Annotated in this window: 18 protein-coding genes; 9 read left to right on the forward strand and 9 right to left on the reverse strand. The window is 50.7% G+C overall.

All coding sequences use genetic code 11. The annotated features are described in order from the left end of the window. Nucleotides 1-392 precede the first annotated feature (392 nt). The 3 genes from ogt (at nt 393) to uspE (ending at nt 3,099) form a co-directional block, all read left to right on the forward strand. Nucleotides 393-920: a methylated-DNA--[protein]-cysteine S-methyltransferase gene (gene ogt, locus IG609_RS10380; protein ID WP_193399101.1), complete on the forward strand. Its 528-nt coding sequence runs from the start codon at nt 393-395 to the stop codon at nt 918-920. Between the two features lie 291 nt (nt 921-1,211). Beyond that, nucleotides 1,212-1,958: a fumarate/nitrate reduction transcriptional regulator Fnr gene (gene fnr / locus IG609_RS10385; RefSeq protein ID WP_005968491.1), complete on the forward strand. Its 747-nt coding sequence runs from the start codon at nt 1,212-1,214 to the stop codon at nt 1,956-1,958. A gap of 190 nt (nt 1,959-2,148) precedes the next feature. Beyond that, complete coding sequence (gene uspE, locus IG609_RS10390) at nt 2,149-3,099, forward strand: universal stress protein UspE (protein ID WP_180786985.1); 951 nt, start codon at nt 2,149-2,151, stop codon at nt 3,097-3,099. Nucleotides 3,100-3,239: 140 nt separating this feature from the next. Here the strand turns inward: uspE and pntB are convergent, their stop codons facing one another. Beyond that, nucleotides 3,240-4,628 carry a Re/Si-specific NAD(P)(+) transhydrogenase subunit beta gene (gene pntB, locus IG609_RS10395; RefSeq protein ID WP_193399100.1) on the reverse strand — a complete coding sequence of 463 codons (1,389 nt, stop codon included), beginning with the start codon at nt 4,626-4,628 and terminating at the stop codon, nt 3,240-3,242. A 10-nt stretch (nt 4,629-4,638) separates the two neighbouring features. Next, entirely contained in the window at nt 4,639-6,168 is a 1,530-nt protein-coding gene (gene pntA / locus IG609_RS10400; protein ID WP_193399099.1) for a Re/Si-specific NAD(P)(+) transhydrogenase subunit alpha, read from the reverse strand. Between the two features lie 580 nt (nt 6,169-6,748). Between pntA and ydgH the strand changes: the two genes are divergently transcribed. After that, complete coding sequence (ydgH, locus tag IG609_RS10405; protein ID WP_193399098.1) at nt 6,749-7,702, forward strand: DUF1471 family protein YdgH; 954 nt, start codon at nt 6,749-6,751, stop codon at nt 7,700-7,702. Nucleotides 7,703-7,784: 82 nt separating this feature from the next. Here the strand turns inward: ydgH and kdsA are convergent, their stop codons facing one another. The 6 genes from kdsA to hemA all read right to left on the reverse strand — a co-directional run bounded on the left by kdsA (nt 7,785) and on the right by hemA (nt 13,164). Further along, nucleotides 7,785-8,639, reverse strand: a complete 855-nt coding sequence (gene kdsA, locus IG609_RS10410) for a 3-deoxy-8-phosphooctulonate synthase (RefSeq protein ID WP_193399097.1) — start codon at nt 8,637-8,639, stop codon at nt 7,785-7,787. A gap of 75 nt (nt 8,640-8,714) precedes the next feature. Then, nucleotides 8,715-9,524, reverse strand: a complete 810-nt coding sequence (gene sirB1, locus IG609_RS10415; protein WP_180786980.1) for an invasion regulator SirB1 — start codon at nt 9,522-9,524, stop codon at nt 8,715-8,717. A gap of 2 nt (nt 9,525-9,526) precedes the next feature. Then, nucleotides 9,527-9,928, reverse strand: a complete 402-nt coding sequence (locus tag IG609_RS10420) for a SirB2 family protein (protein ID WP_116162973.1) — start codon at nt 9,926-9,928, stop codon at nt 9,527-9,529. 5 nt (nt 9,929-9,933) lie between these two features. Next, the gene (gene prmC, locus IG609_RS10425; RefSeq protein ID WP_193399096.1) at nt 9,934-10,779 is read right to left on the reverse strand and encodes a peptide chain release factor N(5)-glutamine methyltransferase; all 846 of its coding nucleotides are present in this window, start codon (nt 10,777-10,779) and stop codon (nt 9,934-9,936) included. Further along, complete coding sequence (prfA, locus tag IG609_RS10430; RefSeq protein ID WP_095699512.1) at nt 10,779-11,861, reverse strand: peptide chain release factor 1; 1,083 nt, start codon at nt 11,859-11,861, stop codon at nt 10,779-10,781. The genes prmC and prfA overlap by 1 nt, the downstream gene beginning before the upstream one ends. Before the next feature lie 46 nt (nt 11,862-11,907). Beyond that, on the reverse strand, nt 11,908-13,164 hold the full coding sequence (hemA, locus tag IG609_RS10435) for a glutamyl-tRNA reductase (RefSeq protein ID WP_193399095.1): 1,257 nt from the start codon (nt 13,162-13,164) through the stop codon (nt 11,908-11,910). 232 nt (nt 13,165-13,396) lie between these two features. On the opposite strand from hemA, the gene lolB reads away from it, so the two are divergent. From lolB to prs, 3 genes are all read left to right on the forward strand, one after another. After that, a complete protein-coding gene (lolB, locus tag IG609_RS10440) occupies nt 13,397-14,020 on the forward strand; it encodes a lipoprotein insertase outer membrane protein LolB (RefSeq protein ID WP_193399094.1) in 624 nt (207 codons plus the stop codon). A gap of 3 nt (nt 14,021-14,023) precedes the next feature. After that, nucleotides 14,024-14,896 (forward strand): 4-(cytidine 5'-diphospho)-2-C-methyl-D-erythritol kinase, encoded by an 873-nt coding sequence (gene ispE, locus IG609_RS10445; protein WP_193399141.1) that lies wholly within the window; start codon nt 14,024-14,026, stop codon nt 14,894-14,896. 137 nt (nt 14,897-15,033) lie between these two features. After that, nucleotides 15,034-15,981: a ribose-phosphate diphosphokinase gene (gene prs / locus IG609_RS10450; RefSeq protein ID WP_010274915.1), complete on the forward strand. Its 948-nt coding sequence runs from the start codon at nt 15,034-15,036 to the stop codon at nt 15,979-15,981. A 177-nt stretch (nt 15,982-16,158) separates the two neighbouring features. Here the strand turns inward: prs and ychH are convergent, their stop codons facing one another. After that, complete coding sequence (ychH, locus tag IG609_RS10455) at nt 16,159-16,428, reverse strand: stress-induced protein YchH (RefSeq protein WP_193399093.1); 270 nt, start codon at nt 16,426-16,428, stop codon at nt 16,159-16,161. Nucleotides 16,429-16,742: 314 nt separating this feature from the next. On the opposite strand from ychH, the gene pth reads away from it, so the two are divergent. Beyond that, nucleotides 16,743-17,330, forward strand: a complete 588-nt coding sequence (pth, locus tag IG609_RS10460) for an aminoacyl-tRNA hydrolase (protein ID WP_010274897.1) — start codon at nt 16,743-16,745, stop codon at nt 17,328-17,330. A 129-nt stretch (nt 17,331-17,459) separates the two neighbouring features. Continuing rightward, a complete protein-coding gene (ychF, locus tag IG609_RS10465) occupies nt 17,460-18,551 on the forward strand; it encodes a redox-regulated ATPase YchF (protein WP_102116501.1) in 1,092 nt (363 codons plus the stop codon). Nucleotides 18,552-18,659 lie beyond the last annotated feature (108 nt).

The raw sequence follows: 18,659 nt of genomic DNA on the forward strand, positions 1-18,659 counted from the left end.
AATTTTCATGATGACAAGCCCTACCTACACGCTTATGCCTTTGCCATAAAAAAATAGAACATCCCAACATCGTTCACCTTCATATTATTGCCATACGATGATGTTGTCTGGCAGTAGGATGAAGATTGGCATGTTCCATCTCTCATAAATACAAATTGAACATTTTACACATTAGCGATTGATTTTATTAGCAATGTTAGATGAAGTGCATTCCATACCTCACGTTGGATGCGCATTGCCTTTCTTACGTGTTTGTACGTCAACGGGATTTGTTCTAGCGGGGTGCCGATCGCCACATTCGAACTTTATTTTCAATCCGCCTGAGGATGCCGGATAATCGGCACGTCACTCACGAGAGAAGCAAGAAAGCGACAAACGCGTAAGGAATCACCATGCAGACATTTTTTCAGGACACCATGGCAACCCCGCTTGGGGAGTTATTGATTATTGCGGATGAAAATAATCATTTGCGTGCCGTCGAGTGGCGCGAGTATGAAGACGATTTATTTCGCCTGCTCAATCGCAGTTATCGAAATGATCCCTTTTCGTTACAGCCGCGTCATAATCCTGGTGGCCTGACAGAGAGCCTGCAACGCTATTTTGATGGTGAATTAGCGATTATTGATACGCTGCCGGTTGCTTCTGTAGGGACCGAATTTCAACAGCAGGTCTGGAAGGAATTACGTCGAATCCCCTGTGGAGAAATTACCACGTACGGCGAACTCGCAACGCTACTGGGACGTACCGGCGCAGCACGTGCGGTTGGCATGGCAAACGGCTCCAACCCTGTAAGCATCGTGGTTCCGTGCCATCGCGTCATCGGCACGGGCGGTGCGCTGACGGGCTATGCGGGTGGCATTCACCGTAAACAGTGGCTACTCGCTCACGAAGGTTATTTACCTAGACAGCTATTTACCTAGACTGAATAGTTTGCCGTTATAATTTTTACGCTTCGAGACATCCGAAAATGCCCTCCGAATTGCTTATCATCATAAGTGATTCGGATTAATCAACGTGTTAACCATTCAGTAACGTAATGGACGAAAATATTATCTCCGCATAGGTCTTATATATCGAAATATTTCCCAGAAAAATTGAAAAATTATAGTTAGTTCACTATTTATTGGTCTATTCCGGTGATTATCGGTCTTATCAGAGCCGATAAAAGCTGTTAAAATTGACCAATATCAATTATTGCCTGAGCAAAGCCTATGATCCCGGAAAAGCGAATTATCCGACGCATCCAGTCTGGCGGTTGTGCAATCCACTGTCAGGATTGCAGTATCAGTCAGCTATGCATCCCTTTCACCCTGAATGAACACGAGCTCGATCAGCTCGACAACATCATTGAAAGGAAGAAGCCTATCCAAAAGGGGCAGGCGCTGTTTAAGGCTGGCGATGAACTGAGATCGTTGTATGCCATCCGCTCCGGTACGATAAAAAGCTATACCATCACGGAGCAAGGCGACGAGCAGATCACCGGTTTTCATCTGGCAGGTGACTTGGTGGGCTTTGATGCTATCGGGACAGCCCAACACCCGAGCTTCGCGCAGGCGCTGGAAACCTCGATGGTCTGTGAAATCCCTTTCGAGACGCTGGACGACCTCTCAGGGAAAATGCCTAACTTACGCCAGCAGATGATGCGTTTGATGAGTGGTGAAATTCGTGGCGATCAGGACATGATTTTACTGCTGTCGAAAAAGAATGCTGAAGAGCGTCTGGCTGCATTTGTCTACAACCTTTCCCGCCGTTTTGCTCAGCGTGGGTTCTCGCCGCGTGAGTTCCGTCTGACCATGACGCGTGGTGATATCGGTAACTATCTGGGGCTGACCGTTGAAACCATCAGCCGTCTGCTGGGGCGTTTCCAGAAAAGCGGTACGCTAGCGGTCAAAGGAAAATACATCACGATTGAGAATATTGATGCCCTTTCCGAATTAGCCGGTTCCTCACGCAAATGATCTTTCCATCCTAACCATTTGACGTTGCCGCTTTTTTTACTGTGGCAACGTCAATTTTATCCCCTCCTTTCCGCACTATCCGTGATATTTCCTATTTTGTTATTCTGCGGCTTATCTCTGTTGTCCAAAACGATTCCATTGCGGTACTCTTGAATGACAGGCTGTGGAGTAACAGCTGTTTGGAGGAGCTATGGCAAAGTATCAGAACTTACTGGTAGCTATTGACCCAAATCAGGATGACCAACCAGCACTGCGTCGGGCGGTTTACCTGGTTCAACGACTTGGCGGCCGTATCAAGGCATTTTTGCCGATTTATGATTTCTCTTATGAAATGACAACCCTGCTTTCCCCCGATGAGCGGGTGGAAATGCGTCAGGGCGTTATTCAGCAGCGGACAGAGTGGATTGCAGAACAGTGCAAATACTACCTTGACGCTGGCGTTTCGATAGAAATCAAAGTGGTTTGGCACAATAAGCCTTTTGAAGCCATTATTCGGGAAGTCATTTCCGGGCAACATGACCTGTTGTTGAAAATGGCGCATCAGCACGATCGGCTGGAAGCGGTTATCTTTACGCCAACCGACTGGCAGCTACTGCGCAAATGCCCTTGCCCCGTCTGGATGGTAAAAGATCAGCCTTGGCCAGTCGAAGGCCGTGCGCTGGTTGCTGTCAATCTGGCTAGCGAAGACCCTTATCACGATCCGCTCAATATCAAACTGGTATCGGAAACGCTGGAGCTGGCACAGCAGGTTGATCAGACCGAGGTTCATCTGGTCGGTGCCTACCCTGTTACCCCCATCAATATCGCCATTGAACTGCCTGATTTCGATCCCAGCGTCTACAACGATGCGATTAGAGGCCAGCACCTTATCGCTATGAAATCCCTACGGCAGAAGTTCAGTCTGGATGAACGCGTGACGCACGTAGAAAAAGGGCTGCCGGAAGAAGTGATTCCCGATCTGGCAGAACATTTGCAGGCGGGTGTGGTAGTGTTAGGGTCGCTGGGCAGAACCGGCCTTTCCGCTGCCTTTATCGGCAATACCGTCGAGCATGTGATCGATCACTTGAAGTGCGATTTACTTGCAATCAAACCCGATGATTTCGTGTCACCGATTATTTTAGAAGACGGCGGTAACAGCTGATTGCTCGTTTCATCTCGCTAAGCACCAAGTAATGCCAGCCTCAGTGCTGGCATTATTTTTTGGCGATGCCACGTATCGCTATATCTGAGATGTAAAAAAGGGGCGAAATCGCCCCTTTCGTTTTCTACTTCCTGTCACGTTTACAGTGCTTTCAGAATCGCCTCAACGCTGTCCTTGGCATCGCCAAACAGCATCTGCGTGTTCTCTTTAAAGAACAGCGGGTTCTGTACGCCAGCGTAACCGGTATTCATGGAACGCTTGAACACGATGACATTCTGCGCTTTCCACACTTCCAGCACTGGCATACCAGCGATTGGGCTGTGTGGATCTTCTTGCGCCGCAGGGTTAACGGTGTCATTCGCGCCAATGACCAGTACAGTGTCAGTATCGGTGAAATCGTCATTAATTTCATCCATTTCCAACACGATGTCGTAAGGGACTTTTGCTTCAGCCAACAGCACGTTCATATGACCCGGTAGACGTCCTGCTACTGGGTGAATACCAAAGCGAACGTTGATGCCACGCGCACGCAGTTTTGCGGTGATGTCATGCACAGGGTACTGCGCCTGCGCGACGGCCATACCATATCCCGGTGTGATGATGACTGAAGTTGAGTTCTTGAGTAAATCAGCCACATCTTCCGCTGAAGCCTCACGGTATTCACCCACTTCTTCACTCTCACTAGAGGAAACGCCATCTGTACCAAAACCACCGGCAATCACGCTGATAAAGGAACGGTTCATCGCTTTACACATGATGTAAGACAGAATCGCACCCGAAGAACCCACCAGAGCACCGGTCACGATCAGCAGGTCATTGCTCAGCATGAAGCCCGCTGCCGCTGCTGCCCAACCAGAGTAGGAGTTCAGCATAGAAACGACGACTGGCATGTCCGCACCGCCAATCGATGCAACCAGATGCCAGCCAAATACCAGTGCAATCGCGGTCATCAGAATCAGCGCCAGTACCTGCAACGCTACGCTGCCCGTATTGACGAAAACCAGCAACAGCAAGAAAGACACAACCAGCGCCGCCAGATTCATTTTATGGCGATGAGGCAGCATCAATGGCTTGGAGGAGATCTTACCGCGCAGCTTACCGAAAGCAACAACGGACCCCGTGAAGGTCACGGCACCGATGAAGATACCCAGGAAGACTTCCGTTAAATGGATATTAACCATCACCGGATCGGTAATTTCACCGTGGTCGAGGAAGCTATTAAAGCCAACCAGTACCGCTGCCAAGCCCACAAAGCTGTGCAGAATCGCGACCAGTTCTGGCATTTCGGTCATTTCAACCTTACGCGCCAGATAAATACCGATTGATCCACCGATCGCCATAGCAACGATGATCCAACCCACGTTGCCAGAATCCGGTCCCAGAATCGTCGCGATCAGCGCAAGCGCCATACCGCTGATACCGAAGATGTTCCCTTGTTGCGACGTTTCGTGCTTGGACAACCCAGCCAAACTGAAAATAAAGAGAATTGCGGCAACAATGTATGCAGCAGTTACTAATCCACCAGACATGTGTTACCCCTTAGTTTTTACGGAACATTTTCAGCATGCGCTGAGTCACGGTGAAACCACCGAAAATATTGATGCTGGCGATCAATACGGCAATGAACGAGAAGAACGACACCCATCCGCCGTGGCCGATCTGCAACAATGCTCCGACAACGATAATGCCTGATATGGCGTTAGTGACTGACATCAATGGCGTGTGCAAGGCGTGGCTGACATTCCAGACCACGTAATAGCCCACCACGCAGGACAGCGCAAAAACGGTAAAGTGAGACAAGAACTCTTTAGGCGCAACATCGGCCAGCCAGCCAAACAACAGGATGGCGATGACGAGGAACGCATATTTCTTCCACGGCGACGTCGGTTTGGCTGCTTCCTTCATCATAGCAGCGGCAGGTTTTGCCTGCTGTGGCTGTGCGGAAACCTGAATCGGCGGTGCTGGCCAGGTAATTTCACCTTCTTTAATGACGGTCACACCGCGAATCACGGTATCATCAAAATCGACGTCGATTTCGCCATTTTTCTCTTTGCAGAGTAATTTCAGCAGGTTAACCAAGTTCGTGCCGTAAAGCTGTGAAGATTGCGTCGGCAGACGGCTAGGTAAATCGGTGTAACCGATAATTTTAACGCCGTTTTCCGTCACGGTGACTCGATCGGCTACGGTCAATTCACAGTTCCCGCCCGTTTGTGCCGCTAAATCGACAATCACGCTGCCGGGCTTCATGCTCAGCACCATTTCTTTGGTGATCAGGCGCGGTGCCGGTTTTCCAGGGATCAGTGCGGTAGTGACGATAATGTCGACTTCTTTTGCCTGAGCGGCAAACAGTTCCATTTCGGCTTTGATAAAGGCTTCAGACATGACTTTGGCATAGCCGTCACCGCTGCCTGCTTCTTCTTCAAAGTCGAGTTCGAGGAATTCAGCCCCCATGCTCTTAACCTGCTCTTTTACTTCAGGGCGGGTATCAAAAGCACGCACGATAGCCCCTAAGCTACCTGCAGCACCGATCGCAGCCAAACCAGCCACGCCAGCCCCGATAATCATAACCTTAGCAGGCGGAACTTTACCTGCGGCGGTAATCTGCCCAGTAAAGAAGCGGCCAAACTCGTGAGCAGCTTCAACGATGGCACGATAGCCCGCGATGTTAGCCATCGAGCTGAGCGCATCCAGTGACTGCGCGCGCGAAATACGCGGCACGGAATCCATCGCCATCACCGTCACCTGACGGGCAGCCAGCTTCGCCAGCAGTTCTGGGTTCTGCGCTGGCCAGATAAAGCTGACAACCGTACTGCCCGCGCGGGTCAGTTCGATTTCATCATCCTGCGGTGCATTCACCTTCAGGACGATATCGGCTTGCCAGACTTCCGAACTGTCAACAATCGACGCACCGACTTCTTCGTATGCCGCATCATCAAAACTTGCCAGTTTTCCCGCTTCACGTTCTATCGAGACCGTAAAGCCCAGTTTCAGTAGCTGTTCAACCGTTTTCGGCGTCGCTGCTACACGGGCTTCATTGGCCAACCGCTCTCTTGGTACACCAATACGCATGCTGATACCCTTTTCGCTTATTTTAACGAAGGTTATTATTCTCACCCTATTCTGTTATACGAATTCGCCGAGACCTACTGCACCCTGTATCCCCGCATTCACGCGGTAGGAAGAGGGTCTTATCATCTTCTTACCACACGTTTTTTGAGGCGTCTCACGGTAGGCGAACTCATTTATAACGTACTGAAAATGTGATCGATGATCCATAAATAAAATGAATTTCACAGAAAAGCCGAGTTATCACAGGTTCTGCCAGCCTTTCTTGGTCGAAAATCATGGTCTTCTCTGCCTTTTGTAGCATTATTATAGAAGTATTTTTCTGGGCTGTTTCACAAAAACGATGTGTTACAAGGTTGTTAAAGTGATAAATTGTATAAATATCCCTTATGATGTCAAAACAATCATTAACCGTTATTATTAGCACTTTTCTTGTTGCGAGCCGAAGTATCATGGCCTTTCAGCCCGCTGAAAATGCTAAAGCACAAGAATTTATTCCGTGCGATAATCAGCCCCATTCCGTTACAGGTTGATTGCTATACCTTAAATAATTCGAGTGGCAGGAAGGCGAAAGGATTTTTTTATGAAGCTGAAGACTACTGTTATTGCATCTACATTGTTGTTATCACTCTCGGCATTTTCAGCGCAGGCTGCACAGGAACTGACGCCTGAACAGGCAGAATCCCTGCAACCCTTTGAACGAATTACGTTTAAAGGACGTTTTAACGCGATCAATGAAGCGGTAGCCGCAGCCTCAAAACGCGCCGACAAGCTGGGCGCAGAGTCGTTTTATGTACAAGCGATGGATGACGCTAATTCGAGTGGCAACTGGAATGTCACAGTTGATCTGTATCGCAAAGATGCGCCAAAGGCGAATCAGGATGTCCAATTCCGCACCTTCTACGGCGTGAAAGAGCTGCCGAAAGATGTGGCGTATGGATTGGAACCCTATGACACCGTCACCGTTGGCGGATTCTTCCGCAGCCAGCCGGACGTGAATGACGCCATTGCGAAAGCAGCAAAAGAGAAAAATGCCGATTCGTTCTACATCGTTCGTCAGGTTGATGTGAACTCGAATAGCGGCAACCAAAAAATTACTGCCTACATTTATAAAGCCGACGCACCGAAGCGCCAGACCCAGAGCACCGACGTCATCCCTGCGGATTCTGATGCAGGCCGTGCTGCGCTGGCTGCGGGTGGTACAGAAGCCGCTAAGGTAGAAATTCCTGGTGTCGCTAACTCAGGTAGCCCAAGCCGTAACGTAGGTAACTTCTTTGAAACGCAATCATCAAAAGGTGGACGTTACACGGTAACGTTAATGGATGGTTCCAAAATTCAGGAACTGAACAATGCTACGGCAGCGCAGATGGTGCCTTTCGATTCGATTAAGTTCCGCGGCAACTACACCAACATGACGCAAGTGTCTGAAGCCGTTGCTAAACGCGCGGGCGAGAAAGGTGCCAAGTACTACCACATAACCAGACAGTGGGAAGGTAAAGGCAACAACCTCACGATCAGCGCCGATCTTTATAAATAACAGCCATCGCGCGGTATCGTAGATACACGACGAAGGTTATAAACAAAAACCCGCGATATCGCGGGTTTTTTAGTGAGTAAAATTACTTGCTGGTATCTAGTTCTGGGAAGTTTTTCACCAGATCGTCAATCGCTTTGATCTGCTGCAAGAACGGCTCCAGTTTATCCAGCGGCAGCGCAGATGGGCCATCACATTTCGCATTCGCAGGTTCCGGGTGAGCTTCAATGAATAGCCCTGCCAGACCGACAGCCATACCGGCTCGCGCCAGTTCAGTGACCTGCCCACGACGGCCACCGGACGCCGCCCCAAACGGGTCGCGGCACTGTAGCGCATGCGTAACGTCAAAAATCACCGGCGCGCCGTTGGAAGCCTGCTTCATGACATTGAAGCCCAGCATATCGACAACCAGATTGTCGTAACCGAAGTTGCTACCGCGATCGCACAGAATTACCTGATCGTTGCCACCTTCGATAAATTTATCGACGATGTTCCCCATTTGCCCCGGGCTGACGAACTGCGGTTTTTTCACGTTGATTACTGCACCGGTTTTCGCCATCGCTTCCACCAGATCGGTTTGGCGCGCCAAAAACGCAGGAAGTTGGATCACATCAACCACATCGGCAACAGGCTGCGCTTGATGTGCTTCATGCACGTCAGTGATAATTTTTACGCCAAATGTCTGTTTCAGTTCCTGGAAGATTTTCATCCCTTCTTCCAGACCGGGACCGCGGTAAGAGTGAATCGAGGAGCGGTTAGCCTTATCGAATGACGCCTTGAACACGTAAGGAATGCCCAACTTCTGCGTGACCGTGACGTAATGCTCACAAATGCGCATCGCCAGATCGCGTGATTCAAGAACATTCATGCCGCCAAACAGCACAAAAGGCAGATCGTTGGCGACGGGGATATCCCCTATCTTGACCACTTTATTCGTCATACTTTTACCTTCATGTCGGGAAATAAATTAACGTAGCATTACTGCAAAACGGTTTCTTAATGTAAGACTGTTTTTTTAATGCAAGACAATCTGTTTTTGCTCTATCGAGTGAATCTGTACTTTTATCATTTCACTCACTGGATCTTCTGGGCACTGTTCGACGAAATAGTTGAGATCGGACAGCGCAATATGGTCGCAATCCAGTTGAGCATAAATCAGGCCGCGATCGCGGATTTCGTAAGGGTCGTCCGGGTCAAACTGCAGCACCGCTTCGCTGGCTCTCAGCGCCAGCTCCATCTGTTTTTCTTCCATCAGGGCGACTTTCAGCGTGTCGAGCATTTTACGCACGATCATGACGTTCTCCGCTTCATCCAGATCTTCATCGAGCAGGCGGGTTGACGGGCCAATATTCCCTTTCAGCCACACTTCCAGCACATGCTCGCTCAGCGTATCGCCATTTAGCGGATTGATCAGCCACATCTCTTCATCAAGCCAGTCGGCACGCAGAATCAACTGTGTCGGGAAAATCACCGGCATCAGCGGCAGACCGAGTTCATTGGCGATATGCAGAAAGATGATACCCAGCGACACAGGCAGGCCCTGACGAGATTCAAGCACCTGATCCAGCCACAGCGCATCAGACAGGCGATAAACGCCGCCCGCACCACCGAATCCCCAAGTGTGATAAAACAGCTCAATCAGTTTTTCAAGCTGAAGATCTTGCTCAAGACCGTCAGGAATAGCGGCTCGGGCGCTCTCAACCAACTGTTGCAGATTTTGCCGCACATCCTGAGCGGGAAAGTCGCGGCGAATCGCCTGTGAAACCAACACGACACCATCACTTAGCAGTGACTGGTTGAATTCAAAATCAGCAATAGCACTCATAATTATTCCATCAGCAACGGTGACTGCGTCAGTGCCAACAGCACGACCGCACCAAAGCATAGTAAAGCAGATACAAACGCCAGCCAGCGAACGTTCTGACTACGGGGGCGTTTCCCCAAGGCGATAGCGCCAAGAAGGATATAAATGATAACGCCAAACAGTTTTTCCGTCAGCCAGCTTTGCTCGGGAGTAAACGGATACGTATGGCTGAGAACGATTAAACCAATACCGCTGATTAATAACAAGGTGTCGTTAATATGCGGCAGGATTTTCACCCAGCGCTGTTGCAGCATAGCGGATTGCCGGCACAGCCAAAAAAAACGAATCACAAACAGGGAAATACTGATACCAACCGTTGCCAGATGCAGATATATCGTGGCTGGGTAAAGAGTTATCACGTCCATTGCTCCTAATAAATTGGGGCATCCGACCAGCGTCCTAACGACACGCGGTCATTGCCACCATAGTCCTGACAGGTTTCTATTTGTGTAAATCCTCGGGCCTGCAATAGCTGACGCACCGCATCAGCCTGCTGCCAGCCATGTTCCAGCAGCAGCCAGCCACCGTCGTCCAAATAATGCGGCGCAGATTCAATAATCGTGCGTAAATCCGCCAGTCCGTTGTCGGCGGCAATCAGCGCGCTGGCAGGTTCAAAACGGACATCGCCCTGCGACAGATGCACATCATCGGCATCAATATACGGGGGGTTACTGGCGATAAGCGCAAAGCGGGTGTGATCAAGCGGTGAATACCAGCTTCCGGATAAGAAATGGGCGTTGTCGAGCCCCAATTGCTGGGCGTTTTTTGTCGCTAACGCAACGGCATCGGGTTGAACATCAACGCCAGTCACCCGGCAATCACGCCGTTCACTCGCCAGCGCCAGCGCAATCGCACCGGTTCCCGAGCCCAAATCCAGCACAGCACACGGCGTTTGAGGCAGGCGTAGCAAGGCTTGTTCGACCAGACATTCGGTATCGGGACGAGGAATCAGCGTGGCGGGTGACACGGCCAGCGGCAGTGACCAGAACTCACGCACGCCGATCAAATAGGCAATAGGTTCCCCCTGTTCACGACGCAGCAGCAGCTCGGTTAACTGCTGCTGTTCAGCCGCGTTCAGCTCAGTTTCACCAAACGCCAGCAGGAACGTGCGGGACTTGCCAGTCACAAACCCCAGCAAAACTTCCGCATCTCGCTTCGGACTTTCTCCCGCCGCGAGCTGCGCCGTGGCCGAGATTAACCAATCCTGATACGTCATTATTCCTGCTCGGACAACGCAGCAAGCTGATCGGCCTGGTATTCCTGCACGACCGGCTGAATCAGCGTGTCCAGTTTCCCTTCCATGACTTCATCCAGCCGGTAAAGCGTCAGGTTAATGCGGTGATCGGTCACCCTTCCCTGCGGGAAATTGTAAGTACGAATACGGTCAGAGCGATCGCCGCTGCCGAGCAGGTTACGGCGGGTTGACGCTTCTTCCAACTGACGTTTCTGCACTTCTGCGGCACGAATACGCGCGCCCAACACCGACAACGCTTTGGCTTTGTTTTTGTGCTGTGAACGCTCGTCCTGGCACTCCACGACAATACCGGTTGGCAAGTGGGTAATACGGATAGCGGAATCGGTGGTGTTAACGTGCTGACCGCCCGCGCCAGAAGAGCGGAAGGTATCGATGCGTAAATCCGCTGGGTTGATGTCCGGCATCTCCGCTTCTGGCACTTCCGCCATCACGGCGACCGTACAGGCCGAGGTGTGAATGCGCCCTTGAGATTCCGTCGCGGGAACGCGCTGAACGCGATGACCGCCGGATTCAAACTTGAGCTGACCGTACACACCGTCACCGGAGATTTTGGCGATAACTTCTTTATAGCCGCCATGTTCGCCATCGCTGGCGCTTACAACCTCAACGCGCCAGCGGCGTGATTCAGCATAACGACTGTACATACGGAACAAGTCGCCGGCAAAGATTGCCGCTTCGTCACCGCCCGTTCCGGCGCGCACTTCCAGAAAACAGCCGCGCTCATCGTCGGGATCTTTCGGCAACAACAGCACCTGAAGCTGCTGCTCCAGTGCCTCAATCGTCGCTTTGCTTTCTTTCAACTCTTCCTGCGCCATATCGCGCATTTCAGGATCGTCCAGCATCATTTCTGCGGTTTGCTGATCCTCTTGCGCCTGCTGCCATTGCTGGAAACAGCGGGTAATATCAGTGAGCTGCGCATATTCTCGCGACAACGCGCGAAAGCGATCCATATCAGCGATGACGCTGGGCTCACCGAGTAACGCCTGGACTTCTTCATGGCGTTCTTGTAACGCTTCCAGTTTAGCAACAATAGAAGGCTTCATGCGGGCGGTTAAATCCTGTAGTAGAAATAAATAGTAGAGATGAATGCTAGTCCAGCCCAAGGCTGTCACGTAAAATTTGTAACCGGTGTTGGTCGCCGTCACGAGCGGCTTGCTGAAGGGACTTGGTCGGCGCGTGAATCAGACGGTTGGTCAAACGGTGTGTCAGTTCCTGAATCACCGCTTCAACGTCATTGCCTTGTTGGATGGCAGCCAGCGCCTTGGCCGTCATTTCCGCCCGCAATTCATCGGCCTGAGCACGATAATCGCGGATGGTCTCCACCGCGGACTGCGCACGCAGCCACGCCATGAAGTCAGAGCTTTCCTGCTGCACGATAGATTCAGCCTGCACCGCCGCTGCTTTGCGCTGCGCAAGGTTATGCTGAATGATGGCGTGCAGATCGTCCACACTGTAGAGATAAACGTTCGGCAATTTGCCGACTTCCGGCTCAATATCGCGCGGAACCGCAATATCCACCATCAGCATTGGCTGATTCCGTCTCGCCTTCAGCGTCCGTTCCATCATCCCTTTTCCGATAATCGGCAGTGTACTTGCCGTTGAACTGATCACGATATCGGCCTGAACGAGCTGTTCGTCCAACTCTGCCAGCGTGATGACTTCTGCGCCCACTTCCGCTGCCAGCGCCTGCGCACGTTCACGGGTGCGGTTCGCGATCACCATTTTCTGCACTTTGTGCTCGCGAAGATAGCGGGCGACCAGTTCAATGGTTTCTCCGGCACCAACCAGCAGCACCGTGACATCCGACAGTGATTCAAAAATCTGCCGCGCCAGCGTACAGGCAGCAAATGCCACCGACACCGCGCTGGCACCGATATCCGTTTCCGTACGAACACGCTTGGCCACAGTAAAAGATTTCTGGAATAGCCGCTCCAGTTCGCTGGACAAGGAATGACCACGCTGTGATTCGGCAAACGCCTTCTTCACCTGCCCCAAAATCTGCGGTTCGCCTAACACCAGAGAATCCAGACCGCTGGCAACACGCATCAAATGGCTAACGGCAGCATTATCCTGATGCCAGTACAGGCTGCCGTTGACGTCTTCCGGGCGCAATTGGTGATATTCACACAGCCAGCGAATCAGTTGCTCCCGCTGGTTTTCCTGTTCGTCAACGCTAAGATAGAGTTCCGTGCGATTGCACGTAGACAGCACAACGCCGCCCTGCACCAGCGGTTGCTGTAGCAGACTGTCGAGGGCCACCCCGAGTTTATCTGGTGAGAACACAACACGTTCACGCAGAGAAACCGGTGCGGTTTTGTGATTAATACCAAGCGCAAGCAGGGTCATTAGGCTGTTTCTGAGTAATACCGGTCTTAGTATGGATTTCGTTTGAACCGCATTCTACTTGATGCAGGAGTGCAAGAAAAGCGACAGCACGCGATACACCTCGTCTGAGGTAGTCACTTTTTGACAAAAAACAATAAACGCCATTAACGAATAACAATCATTGACGCTGAGCGGTAAGCCCGTTAGCGTGACGTATTTCACGGACTTCGTTCATTTACAGGATACGACCGACATGCCAACCAAAACCGTCCGATGCCTGCGTTTACTGCCTTTAGCCAGCGTATTGCTTGCCGCCTGTAGCATTAATCAACCGACCCAAACGGGTAAAAGCCCTACCTCGCCAGAGTGGCAACAGCATCAGCAAAAGGTCCAGCAGCTCAGCCAATATCAGACACGCGGCGCTTTTGCCTATATCTCCGATAGTAAAAGAGTATCAGCCAATTTCTTCTGGCAGGACACACCGCCGCAGCGTTATCGACTGCTGCTGACCAACCCGCTCGGCAGCACCGAATTAGAACTGCGTGCTCAGCCTGACGGCGTGCAAATCACCGACAATCAGGGTAAGCGTTACGTGGGTAAAGATGCCGAATACATGATTCAGCAACTGACCGGCATGGCGATCCCACTGAATAATCTGCGCCAGTGGATCCTCGGCATCCCAGGTGACGCCAACGAATTCACGCTGGATGAACGCTATCTGCTGAAAACCATCACTTATCGTCAGGGCAATCAAAACTGGAATGTCAGCTATCAGAGCTACAACACCGAGTTAACGCCTCCGCTGCCAACCAGTCTGGAGCTGGTTCAGGGTGAACAGCGTATTAAGCTGAAGATGAATAACTGGATGGTTAAATAAGTGATGCAACCGACGGTTATCGAGACATGGCCTGCCCCCGCCAAACTGAACCTGTTTCTTTATATTACCGGCCAGAGAAAAGACGGGTATCACCTGCTGCAAACGCTATTCCAGTTTCTGGATTACGGTGACACCTTGACGATTCGGCCGCGTGATGACGACCAGATTAACCTGCTTACCCCTGTCGACGGTGTAGAGAACGAGCAAAACCTGATCGTACGCGCCGCACGCTTATTACAGCAGCACTGCGAACGCTACGATATTCGCCCTGCTCAGTTCGGCGCAGACATCAGTATCGAGAAATGCCTGCCGATGGGCGGCGGGCTGGGTGGTGGTTCATCCAATGCGGCGACCGTTTTGGTCGCCCTCAACCATTTGTGGCAAAGCGGGCTGAGTGTGGATACGTTGGCCGAACTGGGGCTGCAATTGGGTGCAGATGTTCCCGTCTTTGTTCGTGGGCATTCTGCCTTTGCCGAAGGCATTGGCGAACAGTTAACCCCCGCAAATCCGCCAGAAAAATGGTATCTGGTCGCTCATCCTGGTGTGAGTATTGCCACGCCGTTGATTTTCAGCGATCCTGAGTTGACGCGGAATTCGCCAATTCGTGATTTAGAAACTTTATTAAACCAGACCTTCGTCAATGATTGTGAAGCTATCGCAAGAAAACGTTTTCGTGAGGTTGAACAGCTACTTTCATGGCTGCTAGAATATGCCCCGGCGCGCCTGACTGGAACGGGGGCTTGTGTGTTTGCAGAGTTTGACACCGAGTTCGCAGCCCGTCAGGTGCTTGACCAGGCCCCGGAATGGTTAAACGGTTTCGTCGCGAGAGGTGTTAATATCTCTCCGCTACACCGTACGCTTTCTGGGCAACGTTAGGTTTTGCCACACACCGGCTGCCACGCGGCCAGTCTGTAGCAAACTTAATTCATACACCCGTATGCATGTTGTACCTGTTGTTTTTCCTTGCTTGGCAGGTGCAATATTTCTCTGGACGCAAGCCTGAGGTTCTTCTCGTGCCTGATATGAAGCTTTTTGCTGGTAACGCCATCCCGGAACTAGCACAACGTATTGCCAACCGTTTGTACACTAGCCTTGGCGACGCCGCTGTCGGTCGTTTTAGCGATGGCGAAGTCAGCGTGCAAATAAATGAAAATGTACGCGGTGGTGATATTTTCATCATCCAGTCCACCTGTGCACCCACCAATGACAACCTGATGGAACTGGTTGTGATGGTTGATGCTCTGCGTCGCGCTTCCGCGGGACGTATTACCGCCGTTATCCCCTACTTCGGCTATGCCCGTCAGGATCGTCGCGTGCGTTCCGCACGTGTGCCAATCACCGCGAAAGTCGTTGCTGACTTCCTGTCCAGCGTGGGTGTTGACCGTGTTCTGACTGTAGATCTGCACGCTGAGCAGATTCAGGGTTTCTTCGATGTCCCGGTAGATAACGTATTCGGTAGCCCGATCCTGCTGGAAGACATGTTGCAACAAAATCTGGAAAACCCGATCGTGGTTTCTCCAGATATCGGTGGCGTTGTGCGTGCTCGCGCAATCGCTAAACTGCTGAACGATACCGATATGGCGATCATTGACAAGCGCCGTCCGCGTGCCAACGTTTCTCAGGTGATGCATATCATCGGTGACGTCGCTGGCCGTGACTGTGTACTGGTTGACGATATGATCGACACTGGCGGCACGCTGTGCAAAGCGGCGGAAGCACTGAAGGAACGTGGGGCTAAACGTGTATTCGCTTATGCCACACACCCGATTTTCTCAGGCAACGCTTACGAGAACATCAAGAACTCTGTCATTGATGAAGTGATTGTCTGCGATACCATTCCGCTGGCGGAAAACATTCGTTCACTGCCGAATGTTCGTACGTTAACGCTGTCCGGTATGTTGGCCGAAGCGATTCGTCGTATCAGCAACGAAGAATCCATTTCTGCAATGTTTGAACATTAATCGCCGCTGATCGAGTAATCGATCAAAAACGATAATGAGGGAGCCACCTGTAACAAGGTGGCTTTCTTATTTTCATCACTGTAAAAACGCTATCGCTATAAAAACAAAAAACCGCCATAGCAAAGCTACAGCGGCTCTCATGTTCAATTTTCATTCACGCCTATGGCGCCTTAACGGTTATGGGTGACGTTGGCGGCGACAACGCTTATCAAAGTGCTTAACCCACCAGTAACGATCCGCGATTTCTTCACGCCCGCTAATACGCGCCCCCGCCAACCAAAATATTGCGCCAGAAAAAATACTGACCAGATCAATGTAAGTCATATATTCAGGAACATTCAGTTTCGGGAACTGGCTGGCGATAGAAAAACCGATGCCGCCAATCATCATGATCATCCCGATACCCATCAATACATTACCTAGTACTGTCACGTTCTTGCGTTTCATCTGCCACCTCCAGATTAATTCTGTGGATGAATCGGAGTGCCATTACTGTTTACTCTCTTATTATTGATGTAATTATAGGCAATAATGTACTTAGATGATTGCGGGAGGGATCACAGATAAGGGGGATGATTAATATTTTTTTACGTTTAAACAAACAAATAGACAAAAATCCGAATAATCACATCACTAAACAAATAACATTATTTTTACATTCCAACACCGATATTTGGCTATACCTCATGCGGTGTGTAAACTAGCGCTTTCGTTTATCACGCTACCCTGCGTCAGTTTAAGCACGTAATCTGGAATATACCGTGAGCAGCATTAAATTAATTGTCGGCCTAGCGAATCCCGGCGCTGAATACGCCGCCACCCGCCATAATGCGGGAGCCTGGTTTGTCGATCGTCTGGCGGACGCTTACCGTCAGCCGCTGAAAGAAGAAAGCAAATTTTTTGGTTACACCTCCCGCCTTAATCTGGCTGGGCAAGATGTCCGTCTGCTGGTTCCCACCACGTTCATGAACCTGAGCGGCAAAGCCGTCGCGGCAATGGCCACCTTCTACCGCATCCAGCCTGATGAAATTCTGGTTGCACACGATGAACTGGATTTATTACCGGGAATTGCCAAACTTAAGCTAGGCGGCGGACACGGCGGCCATAACGGTCTGAAAGACATCATCAGTAAATTGGGTAACAACCCGAATTTCCATCGTTTACGCATCGGTATCGGCCATCCGGGTGATAAAAGCAAAGTGACTGGCTTTGTGCTGGGCAAACCGCCGACGAGCGAACAGACGCTGATCGACGATGCCATTGACGAAGCCGTACGCTGCACAGAAATCCTGATGAAAGAAGACATGATCAAAGCGATGAACCGCTTGCATGCCTTCAAAGCGGCATAATCTAGTCAGAATGCGGATGGCAGATCGAGATAAATCGCCATTCCGTGTATAATCTGCCGAAATATTTCCATTCTGACAGGCAATAGATAGTAATTGCCTGATTAATAAGTTATTTAAGGTGATATAAACATGGGATTCAAATGCGGTATCGTTGGGCTGCCTAACGTCGGTAAATCCACTCTGTTCAATGCGTTGACCAAAGCCGGCATCGAAGCGGCCAACTTCCCGTTTTGTACCATCGAGCCGAACACTGGCGTAGTGCCAATGCCCGATCCACGTCTGGACAAGCTGGCTGAAATCGTTAAGCCACAGCGTATCCTCCCTACCACCATGGAATTTGTTGATATCGCTGGTCTGGTAAAAGGCGCGTCCAAAGGTGAAGGTTTGGGTAACCAGTTCCTGACCAACATTCGTGAAACGGAAGCCATCGGCCACGTTGTACGCTGCTTCGAAAACGACAACATTATCCACGTAAACAACAAAGTTGATCCGGCTGATGATATCGAAGTCATCAACACTGAATTAGCACTGTCTGACCTCGACACCTGTGAACGCGCCATTCATCGCGTGCAGAAGAGAGCCAAAGGCGGTGATAAAGATGCTAAAGCTGAGCTGGCCGCGCTGGAGAAATGCTTACCACAATTGGAAAACGCTGGCATGCTGCGCTCGCTGGATTTAAGCGATGAAGATAAAGCAGCCATCCGCTACCTGAGCTTCCTGACGCTGAAACCAACGATGTACATCGCTAACGTTAACGAAGACGGTTTCGAAAACAACCCATACCTCGATAAAGTGCGCGAAATCGCAGCGGCTGAAGGCTCTGTCGTTGTGGCCGTCTGCGCCGCCGTTGAATCAGATATTGCCGAGCTGGACGATGCTGACCGTGAAGAATTCATGGCTGAGTTAGGGTTAGAAGAGCCGGGTCTGAACCGCGTAATCCGTGCGGGCTATGAGCTGCTGAACCTGCAAACTTACTTCACCGCTGGCGTGAAAGAAGTTCGTGCCTGGACCATCCCTGTCGGCGCCACCGCTCCGCAGGCCGCCGGTAAGATTCACACCGACTTCGAGAAAGGCTTCATCCGCGCACAAACGATCGCCTATGACGATTTCATCACCTACAAGGGTGAACAAGGCGCGAAAGAAGCCGGAAAAATGCGTTCAGAAGGCAAGGAATACATCGTTAAAGATGGTGATGTGATGAACTTCCTGTTCAACGTCTAAATTACTTCTGTTGTCTCATGCGATATCACAGCATTGTATGCAGACTAACAAACCTCATAAAATCCACGCAGTTGCGTGGATTTTCATTTTTAATTTGGGAGCTTTCGT

Source organism: Pectobacterium quasiaquaticum (assembly GCF_014946775.2).
Taxonomy (GTDB): Bacteria; Pseudomonadota; Gammaproteobacteria; order Enterobacterales; family Enterobacteriaceae; genus Pectobacterium; species Pectobacterium aquaticum.